The following is a 16,259-nucleotide window of genomic DNA, read 5'->3' as shown; positions in this document are numbered from 1 at the left end:
AGAGCTTTTTGGTTAGTAATGCTCACCGCATATGTAGTTGGTAACACTCAAAGGAAGTTAGATGAAAATTTGGGCGTATGTTACAGATAAGAATCAAAAACCTATTTCAGGTAAGCAAGACCATAGTCAACTCATGATGTACATTTGGGAAGCTCTCAAACTTAAACGGGATCATGGGGCGGAGTTTAACCATTTCATTCTGTGGAGCACTCACAGAGATCCAAAAGATCGGAAGCCTGTGCATCCAAATAAAAATGGCTTTTTTAGATATAATCCTAAGAACGCAGCTAAAGAAGTACAGGGTGATAGTGATGGAGAGAGTCTATCGCATCAGTTAGCAATAGAAGCACTAACGTCTTTAAGTACGATTCCTTTTAAGATCGGAAACCAAGACCTTCCGCTAAAGTTTGAGTACTTTGACAAGGATTATCAATCTACTCGGCTCCAATTTGGTAGCGACAAGTACTTCTATCCTGATGCTATTGGTTATCTGTCTAAAGACTCTCTGATGTACGATGAGTGGGGGGGAAAGGTTGCGTTAGAAATTTTTGTCACTCACAGTTGCGAACCCGATAAGGTGAAGGCATTCGAATCCCACAATATTCCTATCTTGGAAGTAAAGATCTCCGATAGCATTAGGTTTCGCAAAGAATTGAACAAACAGCCTTTTACGCCAGAGGACTTAGAGGACTACTTTGAGAAACTACGCGCTAGATTTAGCCAACAAGTCTTTGCGAAGATTTTGAGCAATCCACTTGTGACGCAACACTCAAGAACAATCATCAAGAAACTGAAAGATACTTTAGATAGTTCTAACGACAAAATGAGTCGTGTAACTAGAAATGTTACACTCTTAGAAAGGGAATCGGCCCGCTATAAGCAATACGTGGAGCAGCTAAAGATTTCGCAAAATCAAGAGTTGGAATCCTTCCAAAGCATCTTGCTTGAGAAGCAGAAAAGCTTTGAGCAAAGTAAATTAGACCTCCATCAGCAATACCAACGTCAGATCGGGATTTCAAAACTCTACACAGGTATGGGGATTGTGTTTACAGGAGTGCTAACTACGCTAATGCTATTTTTGTTAGCACTCCCTCATATCAATTACGAACTTGCTGCTGGGCTAGTCGTTGACTATTTCAATTGGATAAGCAATTGATATTTACTTTGATAACTACTATTCAAAGAGAGCTGTAGAGTCTCTCATACTGTTTATTGCTGAAGTTTCGCAAATTTGGACAACGACTCTGCGCTCACTTTCCTTACTTTTCGTCTTCCTTGAGCCAGATTCGCTGACTCAACCTCAAACTCATGTAATCGGAAATAGCTATAAGTGTACTCTCCTTTTGAATAGCCACCGAGTCAGTAGACACTAGTTAGTCTTCTCTCATATTGCTTCTCATACTCTACAGGCGACAATTGATTATTGGAACAGTGCCTGCGTTTTACGTTGTAGAACATCTCAATATATTCAAAGATATCCATGCGAGCATCTTCCCGTGTAGAGTAGATTTTTCGTTTAACTCGTTCTCTTTTCAGTAACTGGAAAAAACTTTCTGCCACAGCATTATCGTGACAATTACCTCGACGACTCATACTGGCTTCCAGTCCATGTTGCTTTAAGAACTTGTTCCAGTCGTGACTCGTATACTGACTGCCTTTATCTGAATGTACGAGCACCTTTTGGCTTGGAGAACGGCGCCATATAGCCATTAAAAGCGCATCCAAAACCAACTCTTTAGTTATTCGACTTTTCATCGACCAACCAATCACTCTTCTAGAAAAAAGATCGACAACAACGGCAAGATACAACCAACCTTCATGTGTTTTTATATAAGTAATATCGGTCACCCACGATTGGTTTGGAGCCGTTGGATTAAACTCTCTGGCTAATTTGTTAGCCGAAATGACATGTTCAGTACCCGCTTTAGCTCTGGGTTTACGATACCCGCGTTGTGACTGTAAGCCTTCTCGTTTCATCAAGCGATGTACTTGGTTGATTCCACAGAATTCCCCTTCATCTCGTAGGTCTCTGTATATCTTCCGATAGCCATAAACCCCACCTGATTCCAGCCAAAACTGTTTAATAAGTCCGAGAAGATACTTACGCCGTTTCTCTTGTTTGCTGTCAGGGTATTTTAGCCAGGCATAAAAACCACTTGGATGAACCCCAAGGATTTTACACATTCGTCGAACAGGCCAAACTGACTGGTTGGCTTTGATAAAGGCGTACCTCAGTCGGACTGGCTTGCGAAGTACACCGCGGCTTTTTTTAGTATATCCCGCTCTTCGGTAACTCTTTGCAGTTCTTTCCGAAGCCTACGAATTTCGGCACTTTCATCAGATTGAGCTTGGTGTTGGGAGGAGTCGGGACCGTAGCGCTTCACCCAAGCATAAAGACTATGGGTAGTCGTCCCTAAGCGGTTGGCAACATCAGCCACACTATGACCTTTTTCCGTGACCTGTTTTACCGCTTCAATTTTAAATTCTTCTGGATATCTTTTGCTGCTCATAAGCACCTCTCTGTTAGTCATTTTGTCTAACTAAAAGGTGTCTATCAAGTCGGTGGCTATTCAAAAAGCAGTGCAGGTGACCTTTCTGACATTCAGAAAGATGAAGATCGCGAGGCAGTGATAAAGATGTTTAAATGGCTTACAGACGTCTCTAAGGAACAGGCTCCTAAGCTGCAAATTATTGTGACAGATCACGCGGATATTGGCGAAGACTGGTTCCAAGCTTGCACAGTTAAACCTAAATGGAGAGGAGAACATGCTTTAATTCCTCAGAGTTGGGTAACTAGACACGAGCGCGAGTCACAACGTAGCTCGTCGTAGCAAAAAATAGCAGGTACATAAAAGGCGAACCAAATGGTTCGCCTTTTGTTATTCAAGTTAGTTTCCAACTTAGTTATCGGTTTCCAACTCGGTTATCACAGTTTTCAACTTGGTTATCTGTGATCAACAACGAAATTAGTCTTCGTAGTTCTCGATGCTTGGGCATGAGCAGATTAGGTTGCGGTCGCCGTATACGTTATCTACGCGGTTTACCGTTGGCCAGTATTTCCAAGACTTCGTCGCTTTCGATGGGAAACAGCCTAGCTCACGAGAGTAAGGGCGATCCCATTCTGCTGCAGCAAGGTCCACTTGAGTGTGCGGTGCATTTACTAGAGGGTTGTTCTCTAATGGCCACTCACCGTTTTTCACTTTCGCCATCTCTTCGCGGATTGCGATCATTGCCTCACAGAAGCGATCTAGCTCTTCCAAATCTTCTGACTCAGTAGGCTCTACCATCAGTGTACCAGCAACTGGGAATGACATCGTTGGCGCGTGGAAACCGTAGTCCATTAGACGCTTCGCGATGTCTTCTTCGCTGATACCTGTTTCTTCTTTTAGCGGGCGAATATCAACGATACATTCGTGTGCTACACGGCCATTTGTACCACGGTAAAGAATCGGGTAGTAAGGACGCAGACGTTCCATTACGTAGTTAGCGTTAAGAATCGCAACTTTCGTCGCATCTTTAAGGCCAGCTTCACCCATCATCGCAATGTAAGCCCAAGAGATAGGCAGGATAGATGCGCTACCCATATCTGCTGCTGAAACCGCTAACTCTTTACCTTCTACGCCATTTTCGATATGACCTGGTAGGAAAGGTGCCAGGTGAGATTTAACACCGATAGGACCCATACCTGGACCACCACCACCGTGAGGGATACAGAAGGTTTTGTGTAGGTTCAAGTGAGAAACGTCAGAGCCGATGAAACCTGGAGAGGTTAGGGCAACCTGTGCGTTCATGTTAGCGCCGTCTAGGTAAACCTGACCACCTGCTGCATGAACCATTTCACATACTTCTTTCACGTGCTCTTCGTATACGCCGTGCGTAGAAGGGTAAGTGATCATGATGCTTGATAGGTTGTCTTTGTGTTTCTCAATTTTCGCTGCTAGGTCAGTCATGTCGATGTTGCCATCTTCATCACATTTAACCACAACCACTTTCATTGATACCATTGACGCTGTCGCTGGGTTAGTACCGTGTGCTGAGCTTGGGATCAAACATACGTTACGGTGACCTTCGCCACGGCTGTCGTGGTAGCGTTGAATCGCGATAAGGCCCGCGTATTCACCAGACGCACCAGAGTTTGGCTGTAGAGAGAAATCATCGTAACCAGTGATTTCGCATAGCTTCTCTTTCAGATCTTTAGCTAGCGCAGAGTAACCTGCCGCTTGCTCTAGAGGAGCGAATGGGTGAATAGAACCAAACTCAGGCCAAGTAACAGGGATCATCTCTGCTGCTGCGTTCAGTTTCATCGTACAGCTGCCCAGCGGGATCATACCGTGAGTCAGTGAGAAGTCTTTGTTCTCTAGCTGTTTCAGGTAACGCATCATTTGCGTTTCGCTGTGGTGCGTGTTGAATACTGGGTGAGTCAGGAACTTAGACGTACGGCGCAGTGGTTCTGGAATTGAAGCAAACTCGTTGCTTGCGATTTCTGACGATAGCGCATTTACGTCTTGTTCTACATTGAATACTGCGAATAGAGCGTTGATGTCGTCAGTAGTGGTTGTTTCGTCGAAGCTGATACCTAGTTTGCCGTCAAGCTTACGTAGGTTGATGTCTGCCGCTTGTGCTTTCGCGTAAAGCTCTTCAGTTTTGCCATCAGTATTGATAGTGATGGTATCGAAGAAGCTATTGTGAGCAAGCTCGTAGCCAGACTTAGTCAGACCAGCAGCCAGAATCGCAGTCATGTGGTGAGTGCGACGAGCAATCGTGCGTAGACCTTCTGCGCCGTGGAATACCGCGTAGAAAGAAGCCATGTTCGCTAGTAGTGCTTGCGCAGTACAGATGTTTGATGTCGCTTTTTCACGGCGGATGTGCTGTTCACGCGTTTGCATCGCCATACGTAGTGCTTGGTTGCCGTTTACATCGATAGAAACACCGATTACACGACCAGGCATAGTACGCTTATGCTTATCACGCGTTGCCATGAATGCTGCGTGTGGACCGCCGTAACCCATTGGTACGCCGAAACGCTGAGCAGAACCAATAACCACGTCTGCACCCATTTCACCTGCTGGTTTCAGCAGAGTAGAAGCGAGTAGGTCAGTAGCAACCGTTACTAATGTTTTGTTAGCTTGTGCTTTTGCGATGATGTCGGTTAGATCACGTACTTCACCCGTTGTGCCTGGGTATTGAACAAGTGCGCCAAATACGTCTTGTTCTGGTAGAGATTCCAGAGTACCTACTTGTACGTCAAAGCCGATGTATTTTGCACGAGTCTTTACAACTTCTAATGTTTGTGGATGAACGTCGTCAGCCACGAAGAATACGTTACTTTTGCTCTTACCTGCGCGCTTACATAGCGTCATCGCTTCAGCTGCTGCCGTTGCTTCGTCAAGAAGAGAAGCGTTCGCGATTTCCATACCAGTCAGGTCCATAACCATTTGCTGGTAGTTCAGAAGTGCTTCAAGACGGCCTTGAGAGATCTCTGGTTGGTAAGGTGTGTATGCAGTGTACCAGCCTGGGTTTTCTAACACGTTACGTAGAATCACGTTTGGCGTGAAGGTATTGTAGTAACCCTGGCCGATGAAAGTGCGTTTAATTTGGTTTTGGTCAGCGAACTGGCGCATTGCAACCAGCATGTCTGCTTCGCTTTTTGCTTCTGCTAGTGCTAGCGGTTTTTCCAGACGAATTTGTGCAGGAACCGTTTCTTCGATAAGTGCGTCAAGGTTAGCAACATTGATCGCATCCAACATTTTTTGTTGATCAGATTTGTTTGGGCCGTTGTGGCGAGCAACGAACTCATTTTGTGTGCTGAGGCTTTGAAGTAATTCAGTCATTGTCCTTTACCTACTCCATCGTTCGGGTAACGTATCGGGTCGTTACTAATAAGGTCCGAACATTGAAAAAAAGCTGCCTTCCGGGCGGAGGCAGCTTTGAAAATCTTCCTAATTACTCTTCTTCGATAGAGTTTAGGTATTCTTCTGCGTCTTTTAGATTGTCTAGTTCAGATGGATCAGACATCTTAACTTTAACAATCCAGCCACCTTCGTACGGTTCTTCGTTGATTAGCTCTGGGCTATCTTCTAGTTCTTCGTTGATTTCCACAACTTCACCGCTGATAGGCGCGTAGATATCTGAAGCCGCTTTTACAGATTCAACTAGAGAGAAGCTATCGCCAGCTTCAATTTCGTCTTCCACGTCTGGCAGGTCGACGAATACTACGTCACCCAACATTTCCTGTGCGTGCTCAGAAATACCGATAGTTACTGTGCCATCGCCATTATCACGTACCCACTCGTGGCTCTCTGCAAACTTCAATGTGTTGTCCATTGCTTAATCTCCAAAAAATAACTGCGTTTAAATTGTTTATTGGTAAAGAGGGAATCGGCCGCACAGTGCTTTCACTTCTTTGCGAACGCGCTGTTCTACTTCTGCGTTACCTTCAGGGCTTTCTACTAACCCATCCAATACATCGCCAATCCAATTACCGATGAGCTTGAATTCTTCTGCGCCAAAGCCGCGGCTTGTGCCAGCTGGTGTACCCAAACGGATACCCGATGTAATCATAGGCTTCTCTGAGTCAAATGGGATGCCATTTTTATTACATGTGATTCCCGCACGCTCGAGAGCTTCTTCTGCTTTGTTACCTTTCAAACCCTTAGGGCGAAGGTCAACCAGCATTAGGTGAGTATCGGTTCCGCCAGTCACAATGTCGCAACCGCGAGTCTGCAATACTTCAGCTAATACTTTTGCGTTATTGATCACTGAATTGATATAAGTTTTGAACTCAGGGCCAAGCGCTTCACCAAATGCGACGGCTTTTGCAGCAATAACGTGCATTAGCGGGCCACCTTGAAGGCCAGGGAATACCGCTGAATTGATTTTCTTAATGATGTCTTCGTGGTTGGTTAAGATCATGCCGCCACGTGGACCACGCAATGTTTTGTGCGTTGTTGTCGTTACAACGTGTGCGTGTGGTAGTGGGCTTGGGTGAGCACCAGTCGCAATCAGACCCGCAATGTGCGCCATATCAACCATTAGAATCGCGCCAACTTCGTCTGCGATTTCACGGAACTTAGCGAAGTCGATAGTACGTGGAATCGCACTACCACCAGCGATGATCATTTTTGGTTTGTGCTCAACTGCAAGAGCACGAACATCTTCATAATTGATTTCTAGTGTTTCGCGGTCAACACCGTACTGAACCGCATTAAACCATTTGCCTGAAAGAGCAGGGCGCGCACCGTGTGTAAGGTGGCCTCCGGCGTCTAATGACATGCCTAAAATGGTGTCGCCCGGCTGAAGAAGTGCCAGTTTAACTGCACCGTTTGCCTGAGCGCCTGAGTGAGGTTGAACGTTTGCGTATTCACAACTAAAAAGTTTTTTCGCGCGTTCGATAGCGATTGCCTCAACCGTATCTACGTGTTCACAACCACCGTAGTAACGACGACCAGGGTAACCTTCAGCGTATTTATTTGTTAGGCAAGTGCCTTGAGCTTGCATTACCGCTTTAGAAACAATGTTCTCAGAAGCGATAAGTTCGATTTGTTCGTTTTGGCGAGCGAATTCCGCCTGAATTCCAGCAAAGACAGCATCATCTGTCGCAGAGAGGTTGGTAGAGAAAAAGTTTTCCAAGCTGTGGTTAGGGTAACTCTTGTTCATGGTAGTTGACCTTCCAAATCTGAAAATGAACCCGCATAGATTGAATTATTGGTTTGCGGTTAGGTTCATTTGTCCTCAAAACAGCTGCACTGCGTAGCAGAACAGAGCGAACATTCAGCCCTAAAGTGGGCAAAAACTCCGTCGGATTGTGCTTTTACTTTTGAATCTCTTATGCCCAATCGTTACGGAAAAGTGCATCTCTACATCTAACAAGGCTGTAACATAACGCTTGAGGCGGGAACAATCAACAAAAAATTTCCTATAGGAAACACGTATGCGATTTTTGTTAACCTGAGCACACTTTAATTAACTTGGTGGACTTTTATCCATTATACGCTTCATGCACAATGCATATAGGGAGAGAGATAAGAACAATTACAGAGGGAATTATGGCAGGAAGTATTTATGATGAATACCCATCGATGACGCTTGCGAAAGACAATCATGATGAGAATATTGAGCCTTTAAAGCTTGGGCAGCGTATTAAAGATATTCGCTCAAAGCTGGGTATTACACTTGAAGAGGCGAGCCAAAGAACCGGTCTGGCACGTTCTACACTAAGTAAAATAGAGAACGAGCAGATTTCTCCTACCTTTCAGGCGATGCAAAAACTAGCGCTTGGATTGCAGATTGATATGCCGCAACTATTTGAACCACCAAGAAAAAAAGTTGCGGCAGGGCGTAGGGATGTGACTCGTAAAAGCGAAGGGAAACCTCACCCTACGCAAACCTATGAGCACGAACTACTTGCCACTCAACTTTCCAATAAGAAAATGATGCCTTTTAAAAGCCAGATTCGTGCCCGACATTTTGACGAATATAAAGATTGGATTCGTCATGACGGTGAAGAGTTCTTACTTATCTTATCTGGCGCGGTTAAGTTTTACTCTGAGTTCTATGAGCCCGTGGTTCTAAACGAAGGTGATAGTGTTTACTATGACGCTAATATGGGTCATATGTTAACCAGTGTAAGTGAAGAAGACGCACAGATTATTTGGGTTACAGCCAAGTAGTGATAAAAATTTGTAAATTTCCTATAGTGAAGGCAAACGATTGCTATTGGTTTAAAATTCGTTAGAATGGCGCTCAGTTGAAGAGGTATCACTCAATTGAGCGCCTTTTTTTAGCGTTTTATTGTGATTAAAATGTTAAAAGTCACACTTTTGAAAGCCAACAGTCGTCTTGTTCGTGCAAAATGGAATCAAGCGTGTTTATTATTGGAAACATAGAAAGCGAATGCTGATAGCATTCTCGGGTCTATCTAAATGGAGACGAAAATGACTCAAGAACTTCTGAAAACACCTCTGCATGCTCTTCATATTGAAGTTGGCGCAAAAATGGTCCCGTTTGCGGGTTACGATATGCCGGTTCAGTACCCACTAGGCGTTAAAAAGGAACACTTACACACTCGTGATGCAGCGGGTCTGTTTGATGTTTCTCACATGGGGCAACTTCGTTTAATTGGTGAGGGTGCAGCTACGTTCCTAGAGACATTGGTTCCTGTAGACATTATTGACCTGCCAAAAGGTAACCAACGCTATGCTTTCTTTACCAATGAGCAAGGCGGAATCATGGATGACCTAATGGTAGCAAACCAGGGTGATCATCTGTTCGTTGTGGTTAACGCTGCTTGTAAAGAGCAAGATATTGCTCACCTTAAAGCTCACCTTCCTGCTGATGTTGAACTTGAAATCATCGAAGATCGCGCTCTACTAGCACTTCAAGGTCCAAAAGCGGCTGAAGTACTTAAACGCTTTAATGCTGAAGTTGCAGATATGCTGTTTATGGATGTGAAGAAACTCGAAATCCTTGGCGTTGAATGTATCGTAAGCCGCAGCGGTTACACTGGCGAAGATGGTTATGAAATCTCAGTACCAAACTCTCACGCTGAAGAGCTAGCCCGTAAGCTTACAGCGGAAGCTGAAGTTGAGTGGATTGGTCTTGGCGCGCGTGACTCACTGCGTTTGGAATGTGGTCTTTGCCTGTACGGTCACGACCTAGATACAACCACAACGCCTGTCGAAGCAAGCCTACTTTGGGGCATTCAAAAAGTTCGTCGCACTGGTGGTGAACGTGAAGGTGGTTTCCCTGGCGCAGACATCATCCTTAATCAAATTGAGACTAAAGATGTCGCACGTAAACGTGTTGGCTTGGTTGGTCAAACTAAAGCTCCAGTTCGTGAAGGCGCAGAGCTATTTGATGCTGACGGAAATCAAATCGGCGTCGTGACCAGCGGTACTGCTGGCCCTAACGCGGGTAAGCCAGTTTCAATGGGTTATGTTCGTGCAGATTTAGCGGCTATTGGTACAGAGTTGTTCGCTGAAGTTCGTGGCAAAATGCTACCGATGACGGTAGAGAAAATGCCATTTGTACCTCAACGCTACTACCGTGGCTAAGTAGAATAGATGGAAAAATGCCGGGCTAATTAGCCCGGCATTTTTTTATCTTAAATTTCGGTGTCGATAGATTTAGCTTACCGCCTGATCAATGTGACAGCACATGTCGATAACGATATCTTCTACCTTCGCAGGGTGGAGCATATCTTCTTTATTAACACTGAACTGGCTTGCGATGATTGTGTTGAACAGTTCCCAGTGTTTTAGCAGCATCTTTTCACGATCATCAGCAATATCGGGCCATGTTTGCTGCATCATTGGTGCTAGTGAAGTTGCGCCATGAGCAAACAGGAGCATTTGCCATTTAGACTCCCAGTGATCGACCTGCGCGTCAGGGTATTCGCGGTTGTACTCTTCAAAAATGCCAGAGAAAATCGCACCAAACTCTTCTTTTGAGCGCAGGAAGTAATCAAATAGTGCTTCGTCATCTTGCCGGATAGCATCCGCAATCATTTGTATAGGATGTGGGTTGACTAACGTAAATGCCAGCATACGCACCGTAAATAGATAAATCTTTTTGTTGGAAGGCGTATCTTCGGGCATTTGGTTGAGCAGTTCGGCCATGTAGTCTTGCAAATACTCGTCCATCGCATCACTAACCGCTTGCCAGATTTTTTCCTTGCTGCCGAAGTGATGTCGGATCAAGCTATGTGAGACCCCCGCTTTTTCACTGATATTTCTAAGTGAAACACGCGAGTAACCAAGTTCGCAAAACATATCTGCCGCAACCTTAAGGATGACACATTTAGTGTGTTCAGCTGCTTCAGCACTACGTCTGCCTTGCTTTCTCTCATTCATAGTTCGACTTTTCCCGAATAATAATCAACGCGTTACTTTTACCAGAAACTTGCCTATTTGACTAATTTATTTATTGCACAAATGGAAAATATGTTGATCTATATCTAAATAGCAATATACTGCACGACTGTATAGTAAATAAAATATGGAGATATCGGATGCGTAAACATTATCTAAAACGCATCGTGGTTGGCGCCGTGATGACAATAAGTCTGTCTGGAATGCTGACTGGATGTAATAAAGCCATATCGGAACCGTCAGAACCTTTGATTAAACCTGTGAAGTTGTTGGCGGTTAAGGATTTGTCTGTGGCTGATTCTGATGCTTTTCTCGCTCAAATAGATGCAACTCATCGAGCACAGCTGTCGTTTCAGGTTGGTGGTGAAGTTGAGCAGTTGCTCGTCAGAATGGGTCACGATGTCAAAAAAGGCGATGTGTTAGCAACGTTGGACCCGAAAGACCTTCAATTAGCGCTGAATTCCGCCCAAGCACAATTCTCACTTATACAAACGCAGTGGCAACGTGCTAAGAGCCTATACAAGAAAAAGCTGATCAGTACCGATGAATACGACCAAAAAGAAACGCAATATAAAGCAGCATTGGCTAACTTCGAGCAGGCAAAAACGGATTTAAGTTATACAAAAATTCATGCCCCTTTTGACGGTGTGGTCTCTTATACCTATGTAAAACCTTTTCAGGTCGTTGGTGAGAATCAGGAAATCTTAAACCTGATTGACAACAGTACATTGGACGTCTCTTTCACGTTACCGGTGACTTACGCAGAATCTGTATCGCTTTCTTCATTAAAGGAGGCGGAGATGTGGGTGACGATGGACAGTGAACCGAGCAAACGCATTCCGGGAAAATTTAAAGAAATCTCTACTCAACCTAATATCGATACCAATAGTTATGAAGCAATTGTAACTATATCTCGCCCGACTGATCGTAACTTGCTTACCGGTATGACAGGTCAAGTGCATATCGCGAGACAGCATGTATCTGATTCAGTGACGTTGCCTAAATCAGCTTGGGTGAACAAAGAGACTCATCATGGTGATGTTTGGGTGATGGACGGCGAAACGCAACAAGTTAAAAAGGTTACCTTGTCACTTAGTGATAGTGGTAGCGTTGAATCCGGACTAAAAAGTGATGATTACGTCGTCATAGCTGGTGTTGAACACTTAGTTGAAGGTCAGGTGGTGAAAGCCTGGGCTAGAGAGGGAGGCATTTAATGAAAAGCACTCTATTTATCGTTTCTGCGATTGCTCTAGCTACTCTAACCGGATGTCAGGGTGATAACCAACGGGTTTCTGAACAGTCACTCTATGTTTCAACTGTATCTGTCGGTGCGCCAGTGAAAAGCCAATTCAGAGCGTTTAAAGGGATAGTGGTTCCAGCCGAGCAAACACCAATCGCTTTCCGCCATGCGGGTGAAATTCAGCATGTACTCGTAAAAGCGGGTGATGTGGTTAAACAAGGTCAAATGCTCGCCAAGCTCGATGATAGCAAAGAGAAACAAACGGTTAATGATGCGCAAGCTCAGTACACCTTAGCCATTCGCCAGTTGAAGCGCGGTACAGAGTTGTATCAACGTCAAATGATATCAAAAGCGGAACTGGACGAACTGACAGCAAACAAACAGCTGGCAGAAGCGAACTTCTACAGTGCGACCAACCAATTGAACTACACGCGTCTATTTGCGCCATTTTCCGGCAAGGTATCTGACGTTTATAAAGAACGGTTTGAGCGAGTTAGCGCAGGTGAAACGGTACTGAATCTGTACCAGAACAACTTGGTTTATGTACGAATAGAACTCTCTGATAATGTCTTGGCGCTTGTTAATCCAAACACTGAAAATACCAACTACCAGCCTCGAGCGACCTTTTCTGGAGTGACGAAATCCTACTTGTTGAATTACTTAGAGTACACGAGTGAACCGAATGCCGACACTCAGACTTATGAAATGTACCTGACGATGCCTCAGCCAGAAAAAGAAATCTTACCAGGTACAAGCGTTAGCGTGATGGTTGATATGGTCGAAGCCGGCATCACCTCGATTGATGGTTACAACGTTCCTGTTACTGCGCTGCAGGCAGGAAGCAAGCCGAATGAGTTCTCTGTATGGAAATTGAAGGGTGACTTGGTGAATAAGGTACCTGTTCATGTTTCTAAAGTGAACGGTCAGGGTGCGGTCGTGTCATCCGGAATTAATCAAGGTGATGTGTTGGTGAATTCAAACTTACGTAAATTACGTGAAGGCAAACATGTGGAAGTGGTGGAGAAGGAACAATAATGAACATTGCTGAGTATTCGATAAAAAACAAAGTCATCAGTTGGCTGTTCATTGTTATTCTTGCCATTGGTGGTGTCACATCGTTCCTTGAGCTTGGTCGGTTGGAAGATCCAGCATTCACTATTAAAGACGCAATGATTGTGGCGAGTTATCCAGGTGCGACTTCTAAAGAGGTGGAAGAAGAACTCACTTATCCGTTGGAAAAAGAGATTCGTAAACTCCCATATATCGATGTCGTTACTTCAACGTCGTCGGATGGTATGTCACAGATCATGGTCAGTATGAAGATGGACTATGGTCCAGATGAACTGCCGCAAATCTGGGATGAAATGCGCCGAAAAATTAATGATCTGCGACCAAATTTACTTCAGGGTGTGCAATCTCTTCAGATTATTGATGACTTTGGTGACGTTTATGGTGTGATGTTGATGTTAACGGGTGACGACTATAACTATGTCGAGCTCAAACGTTATGCTGATCACTTAACCCGCGAAATAGAGTTGGTAGAAGGGGTTGGAAAAGTTGATATTACAGGTGACCAGCAAGAGATGCTGTTTGTTGAGATATCTTTAGATCGACTTGCCGCTTTGAACATTGATATGAACGTAGTCTCCAGTTTGCTAAACCGACAAAACAGTGTGGTGTCAGCAGGTGAGGTTATGGTAAATGGCGAAAGTCTTATCATTCGTCCAAGTGGTACGCTAAATACTGTTGAAGAACTAGGAAATCTGATCATTCATGGTCGAGATACTGGCAACCTGATCCGCTTAAAGGATGTCGCGACGATTTCTCGTGGCATTGAGGAAAAACCAAGCAACGTGATTTTGTTTAACGGCAAAAAAGCGATCAACATTGCGATCTCTTTCGCATCCGGTGTCAATGTAGTCGAAGTCGGTGAGCGTATTGAAGCAGAGCTAAACAGTTTAGAGTCCATCAAGCCTGCTGGTCTTGATATGAGCTACTTCTACAACCAGGCACAAGAGGTGGATCAGTCCGTAAAAGCTTTCGTCATTAGTCTGGCCGAAGCCGTCGCCATCGTAATCATCGTACTGCTGTTTACCATGGGGTTACGCAGTGGTGTCATTATCGGGACCGTACTCCTGCTAACGGTGTTTGGTACCTTTATCCTCATGAACTACAACAATATCGAGCTACACCGGATTTCTCTTGGTGCTCTTATTATTGCCTTGGGTATGCTGGTAGATAACGCGATTGTTGTAGTCGAAGGTATCCTCGTTGGCCTAAAGAAAGGGCGCTCAAAAGTTCAGTCCGCCGTAGATATTGTTAAACAGACTCAGTGGCCACTGTTGGGCGCGACTGTAATCGCCATTACGGCATTCGCACCAATCGGGCTTTCGCAAGATGCGACGGGCGAATTTATGGGCTCGTTGTTTTGGGTGCTTTGCTTCTCGCTATTCCTGAGTTGGGTAACTGCCATCACGCTAACTCCGTTTTTGGCGAATCTGTTACTGAAAGAAGATAAAGTGTCAGCTGAAGAGGAGCAAGACCCTTATAAAGGTTGGTTGTTTGAAGTATTCGGATCGTTACTCAAGGTTGCTTTACGTTTCCGATGGTTAACCGTTGCCGGTATGGTGGCATTGCTTTTTAGCGCTGTCGTGGCATTTGGTAATGTAAAACAGCAGTTCTTCCCGCCATCAAACACACCTATGTTCTATGTAGACATGTGGATGCCGGAAGGCACAGATATTCGCGAAACAACGAAAAAAGCACAAGCAGTGGAAAGCTATATTCAACAACAAGACCATATTGATTTTGTTTCGGCAACGATTGGTCAGGGGTTACAGCGTTTTGTTTTGACCTATCAACCAGAGAAAAGCTATGAAGCTTATGCTCAGTTCCAGGTTAGGGCAACAGATCGCGAGAATATGTTTAAGCTTTTGAATACGCTCGATGCCAACTTAGCAAAGACATTTAACCAGCCGACATTCCAATTTAAGTTGATGGAGTTTGGCCCGTCACCAGCATCCAAAATAGAAGCGAGAATCACTGGCCCGGATCCACAGATACTGCGTGATTTGGCCGTGCAAGTGGAAGATATTCTGCATACCGACCCAGGTGCACGAAACATTCGTCATGACTGGCGAGAACGAACAAAAGAGCTTGTTCCGGTATTTAATGAATCGAAAGCACGTCGTTTGGGGATTTCGAAAGAAGACCTTTCAAGCACGTTGCAGATGGCATTTGGTGGTCGCGCGTTAGGGTATTTACGAGACGGAACACATACGCTGCCAATCGTGACTCGACTTCCTGAAGACGAGCGTGTGGATTTTGAATCACTGCAGAATGTGAATATCTGGAGCCCGTCACTGCAGACTTATATCCCCGTTGATCAAATCATCGATGGTGTGAAGTTAGACTGGAATGAACCACTAATTCAACGTCGTGACCGCAAGTGTACTCTAACGGTATTAGCGGACCATGATGTGCTGAGTGAAGATACCGCAGCAAGCTTGTTTGCTCGTGTTCAACCAAAAGTGATGGCATTACATTTGCCTGATGGATACGAAATTACCTGGGGTGGGGAATATGAAACGTCGAAAGACGCGCAAGAAGGGCTGTTTGGCTCGTTGCCTATGGGTTATTTGCTGATGTTCATCATCACCATTTTGCTGTTTAACTCGGTTAAAAAGCCGTTGGTTATTTGGTTCACCGTACCCTTGTCCATTATTGGTGTGTCATTCGGCTTGTTGACCACAAACATGCCATTCAGCTTTACCGCCTTCTTAGGCTTGTTAAGTTTGAGCGGGATGATACTGAAAAACGGTATTGTATTACTTGACCAAATTAACCTTGAACTAGAGTCCGGAAAAGATCCCTATCTTGCTATTGTAGATAGCGCGATCAGCCGTGTTCGCCCGGTAAGTATGGCGGCGTTAACGACCATTCTAGGTATGATTCCACTCGTCTTTGACGCCTTCTTTGGTTCCATGGCGATAACGATTATGGCAGGACTTGGTTTTGCTACAGTACTGACACTAATAGTAGTGCCAGTGATGTTTGCGATTCTGTTTAGGATAAGTCCCAATCGTAGTAAATAAATGGTCACTATCTTTAACCACTTATCTACTGTGATTGGAATACGACCACTGCATAAG

General features: G+C 44.7%; 12 protein-coding genes. 7 read left to right on the top strand and 5 right to left on the bottom strand.

Annotation, left to right across the window (positions count from 1 at the left end):
• Positions 1-61 precede the first annotated feature (61 nt).
• On the top strand, positions 62-1,156 hold the full coding sequence (locus tag RXX31_RS03290) for a hypothetical protein (protein ID WP_317587680.1): 1,095 nt from the start codon (positions 62-64) through the stop codon (positions 1,154-1,156).
• A gap of 203 nt (positions 1,157-1,359) precedes the next feature.
• Here the strand turns inward: RXX31_RS03290 and RXX31_RS03285 are convergent.
• A protein-coding gene (locus RXX31_RS03285; RefSeq protein ID WP_317587679.1) for an IS3 family transposase occupies positions 1,360-2,510 on the bottom strand; the annotation gives its coding sequence in 2 pieces (ribosomal slippage) (positions 1,360-2,273 and positions 2,273-2,510; 1,152 coding nt in all).
• A 90-nt stretch (positions 2,511-2,600) separates the two neighbouring features.
• Here RXX31_RS03285 and RXX31_RS24795 point away from each other — a divergent pair.
• Positions 2,601-2,831 carry a DUF3732 domain-containing protein gene (locus RXX31_RS24795; protein ID WP_411197964.1) on the top strand — a complete coding sequence of 77 codons (231 nt, stop codon included), beginning with the start codon at positions 2,601-2,603 and terminating at the stop codon, positions 2,829-2,831.
• Positions 2,832-2,966: 135 nt separating this feature from the next.
• Here RXX31_RS24795 and gcvP read toward each other — a convergent pair whose 3' ends face one another.
• The 3 genes from gcvP to RXX31_RS03270 form a co-directional block, all read right to left on the bottom strand.
• A complete protein-coding gene (gene gcvP / locus RXX31_RS03280) occupies positions 2,967-5,831 on the bottom strand; it encodes an aminomethyl-transferring glycine dehydrogenase (protein WP_317587678.1) in 2,865 nt (954 codons plus the stop codon).
• A 112-nt stretch (positions 5,832-5,943) separates the two neighbouring features.
• Positions 5,944-6,324, bottom strand: a complete 381-nt coding sequence (gene gcvH, locus RXX31_RS03275; protein ID WP_317587677.1) for a glycine cleavage system protein GcvH — start codon at positions 6,322-6,324, stop codon at positions 5,944-5,946.
• A 36-nt stretch (positions 6,325-6,360) separates the two neighbouring features.
• Complete coding sequence (locus RXX31_RS03270; RefSeq protein WP_317587676.1) at positions 6,361-7,656, bottom strand: serine hydroxymethyltransferase; 1,296 nt, start codon at positions 7,654-7,656, stop codon at positions 6,361-6,363.
• Positions 7,657-8,045: 389 nt separating this feature from the next.
• On the opposite strand from RXX31_RS03270, the gene RXX31_RS03265 reads away from it, so the two are divergent.
• Together RXX31_RS03265 and gcvT are read left to right on the top strand one after the other, a co-directional pair.
• Positions 8,046-8,669: an XRE family transcriptional regulator gene (locus RXX31_RS03265; RefSeq protein WP_317587675.1), complete on the top strand. Its 624-nt coding sequence runs from the start codon at positions 8,046-8,048 to the stop codon at positions 8,667-8,669.
• 264 nt (positions 8,670-8,933) lie between these two features.
• Complete coding sequence (gcvT, locus tag RXX31_RS03260; protein ID WP_317587674.1) at positions 8,934-10,052, top strand: glycine cleavage system aminomethyltransferase GcvT; 1,119 nt, start codon at positions 8,934-8,936, stop codon at positions 10,050-10,052.
• Between the two features lie 72 nt (positions 10,053-10,124).
• Here gcvT and RXX31_RS03255 read toward each other — a convergent pair whose 3' ends face one another.
• A complete protein-coding gene (locus RXX31_RS03255) occupies positions 10,125-10,850 on the bottom strand; it encodes a TetR/AcrR family transcriptional regulator (protein ID WP_317587673.1) in 726 nt (241 codons plus the stop codon).
• Between the two features lie 158 nt (positions 10,851-11,008).
• On the opposite strand from RXX31_RS03255, the gene RXX31_RS03250 reads away from it, so the two are divergent.
• From RXX31_RS03250 to RXX31_RS03240, 3 genes are read left to right on the top strand one after another with little or no spacing between them, the layout of a single operon-like run.
• Positions 11,009-12,082, top strand: a complete 1,074-nt coding sequence (locus RXX31_RS03250; protein WP_317587672.1) for an efflux RND transporter periplasmic adaptor subunit — start codon at positions 11,009-11,011, stop codon at positions 12,080-12,082.
• The gene (locus tag RXX31_RS03245; protein ID WP_317587671.1) at positions 12,082-13,143 is read left to right on the top strand and encodes an efflux RND transporter periplasmic adaptor subunit; all 1,062 of its coding nucleotides are present in this window, start codon (positions 12,082-12,084) and stop codon (positions 13,141-13,143) included. Before RXX31_RS03250 ends, RXX31_RS03245 begins: the two co-directional genes overlap by 1 nt.
• Positions 13,143-16,202: an efflux RND transporter permease subunit gene (locus tag RXX31_RS03240; RefSeq protein ID WP_317587670.1), complete on the top strand. Its 3,060-nt coding sequence runs from the start codon at positions 13,143-13,145 to the stop codon at positions 16,200-16,202. The genes RXX31_RS03245 and RXX31_RS03240 overlap by 1 nt, the downstream gene beginning before the upstream one ends.
• Positions 16,203-16,259 lie beyond the last annotated feature (57 nt).

Origin of the sequence: Vibrio sp. EA2, assembly GCF_033042495.1 — a bacterium.
Classification (GTDB): domain Bacteria; phylum Pseudomonadota; class Gammaproteobacteria; order Enterobacterales; family Vibrionaceae; genus Vibrio.
This window is presented reverse-complemented; position numbering and strand designations above follow the sequence as displayed.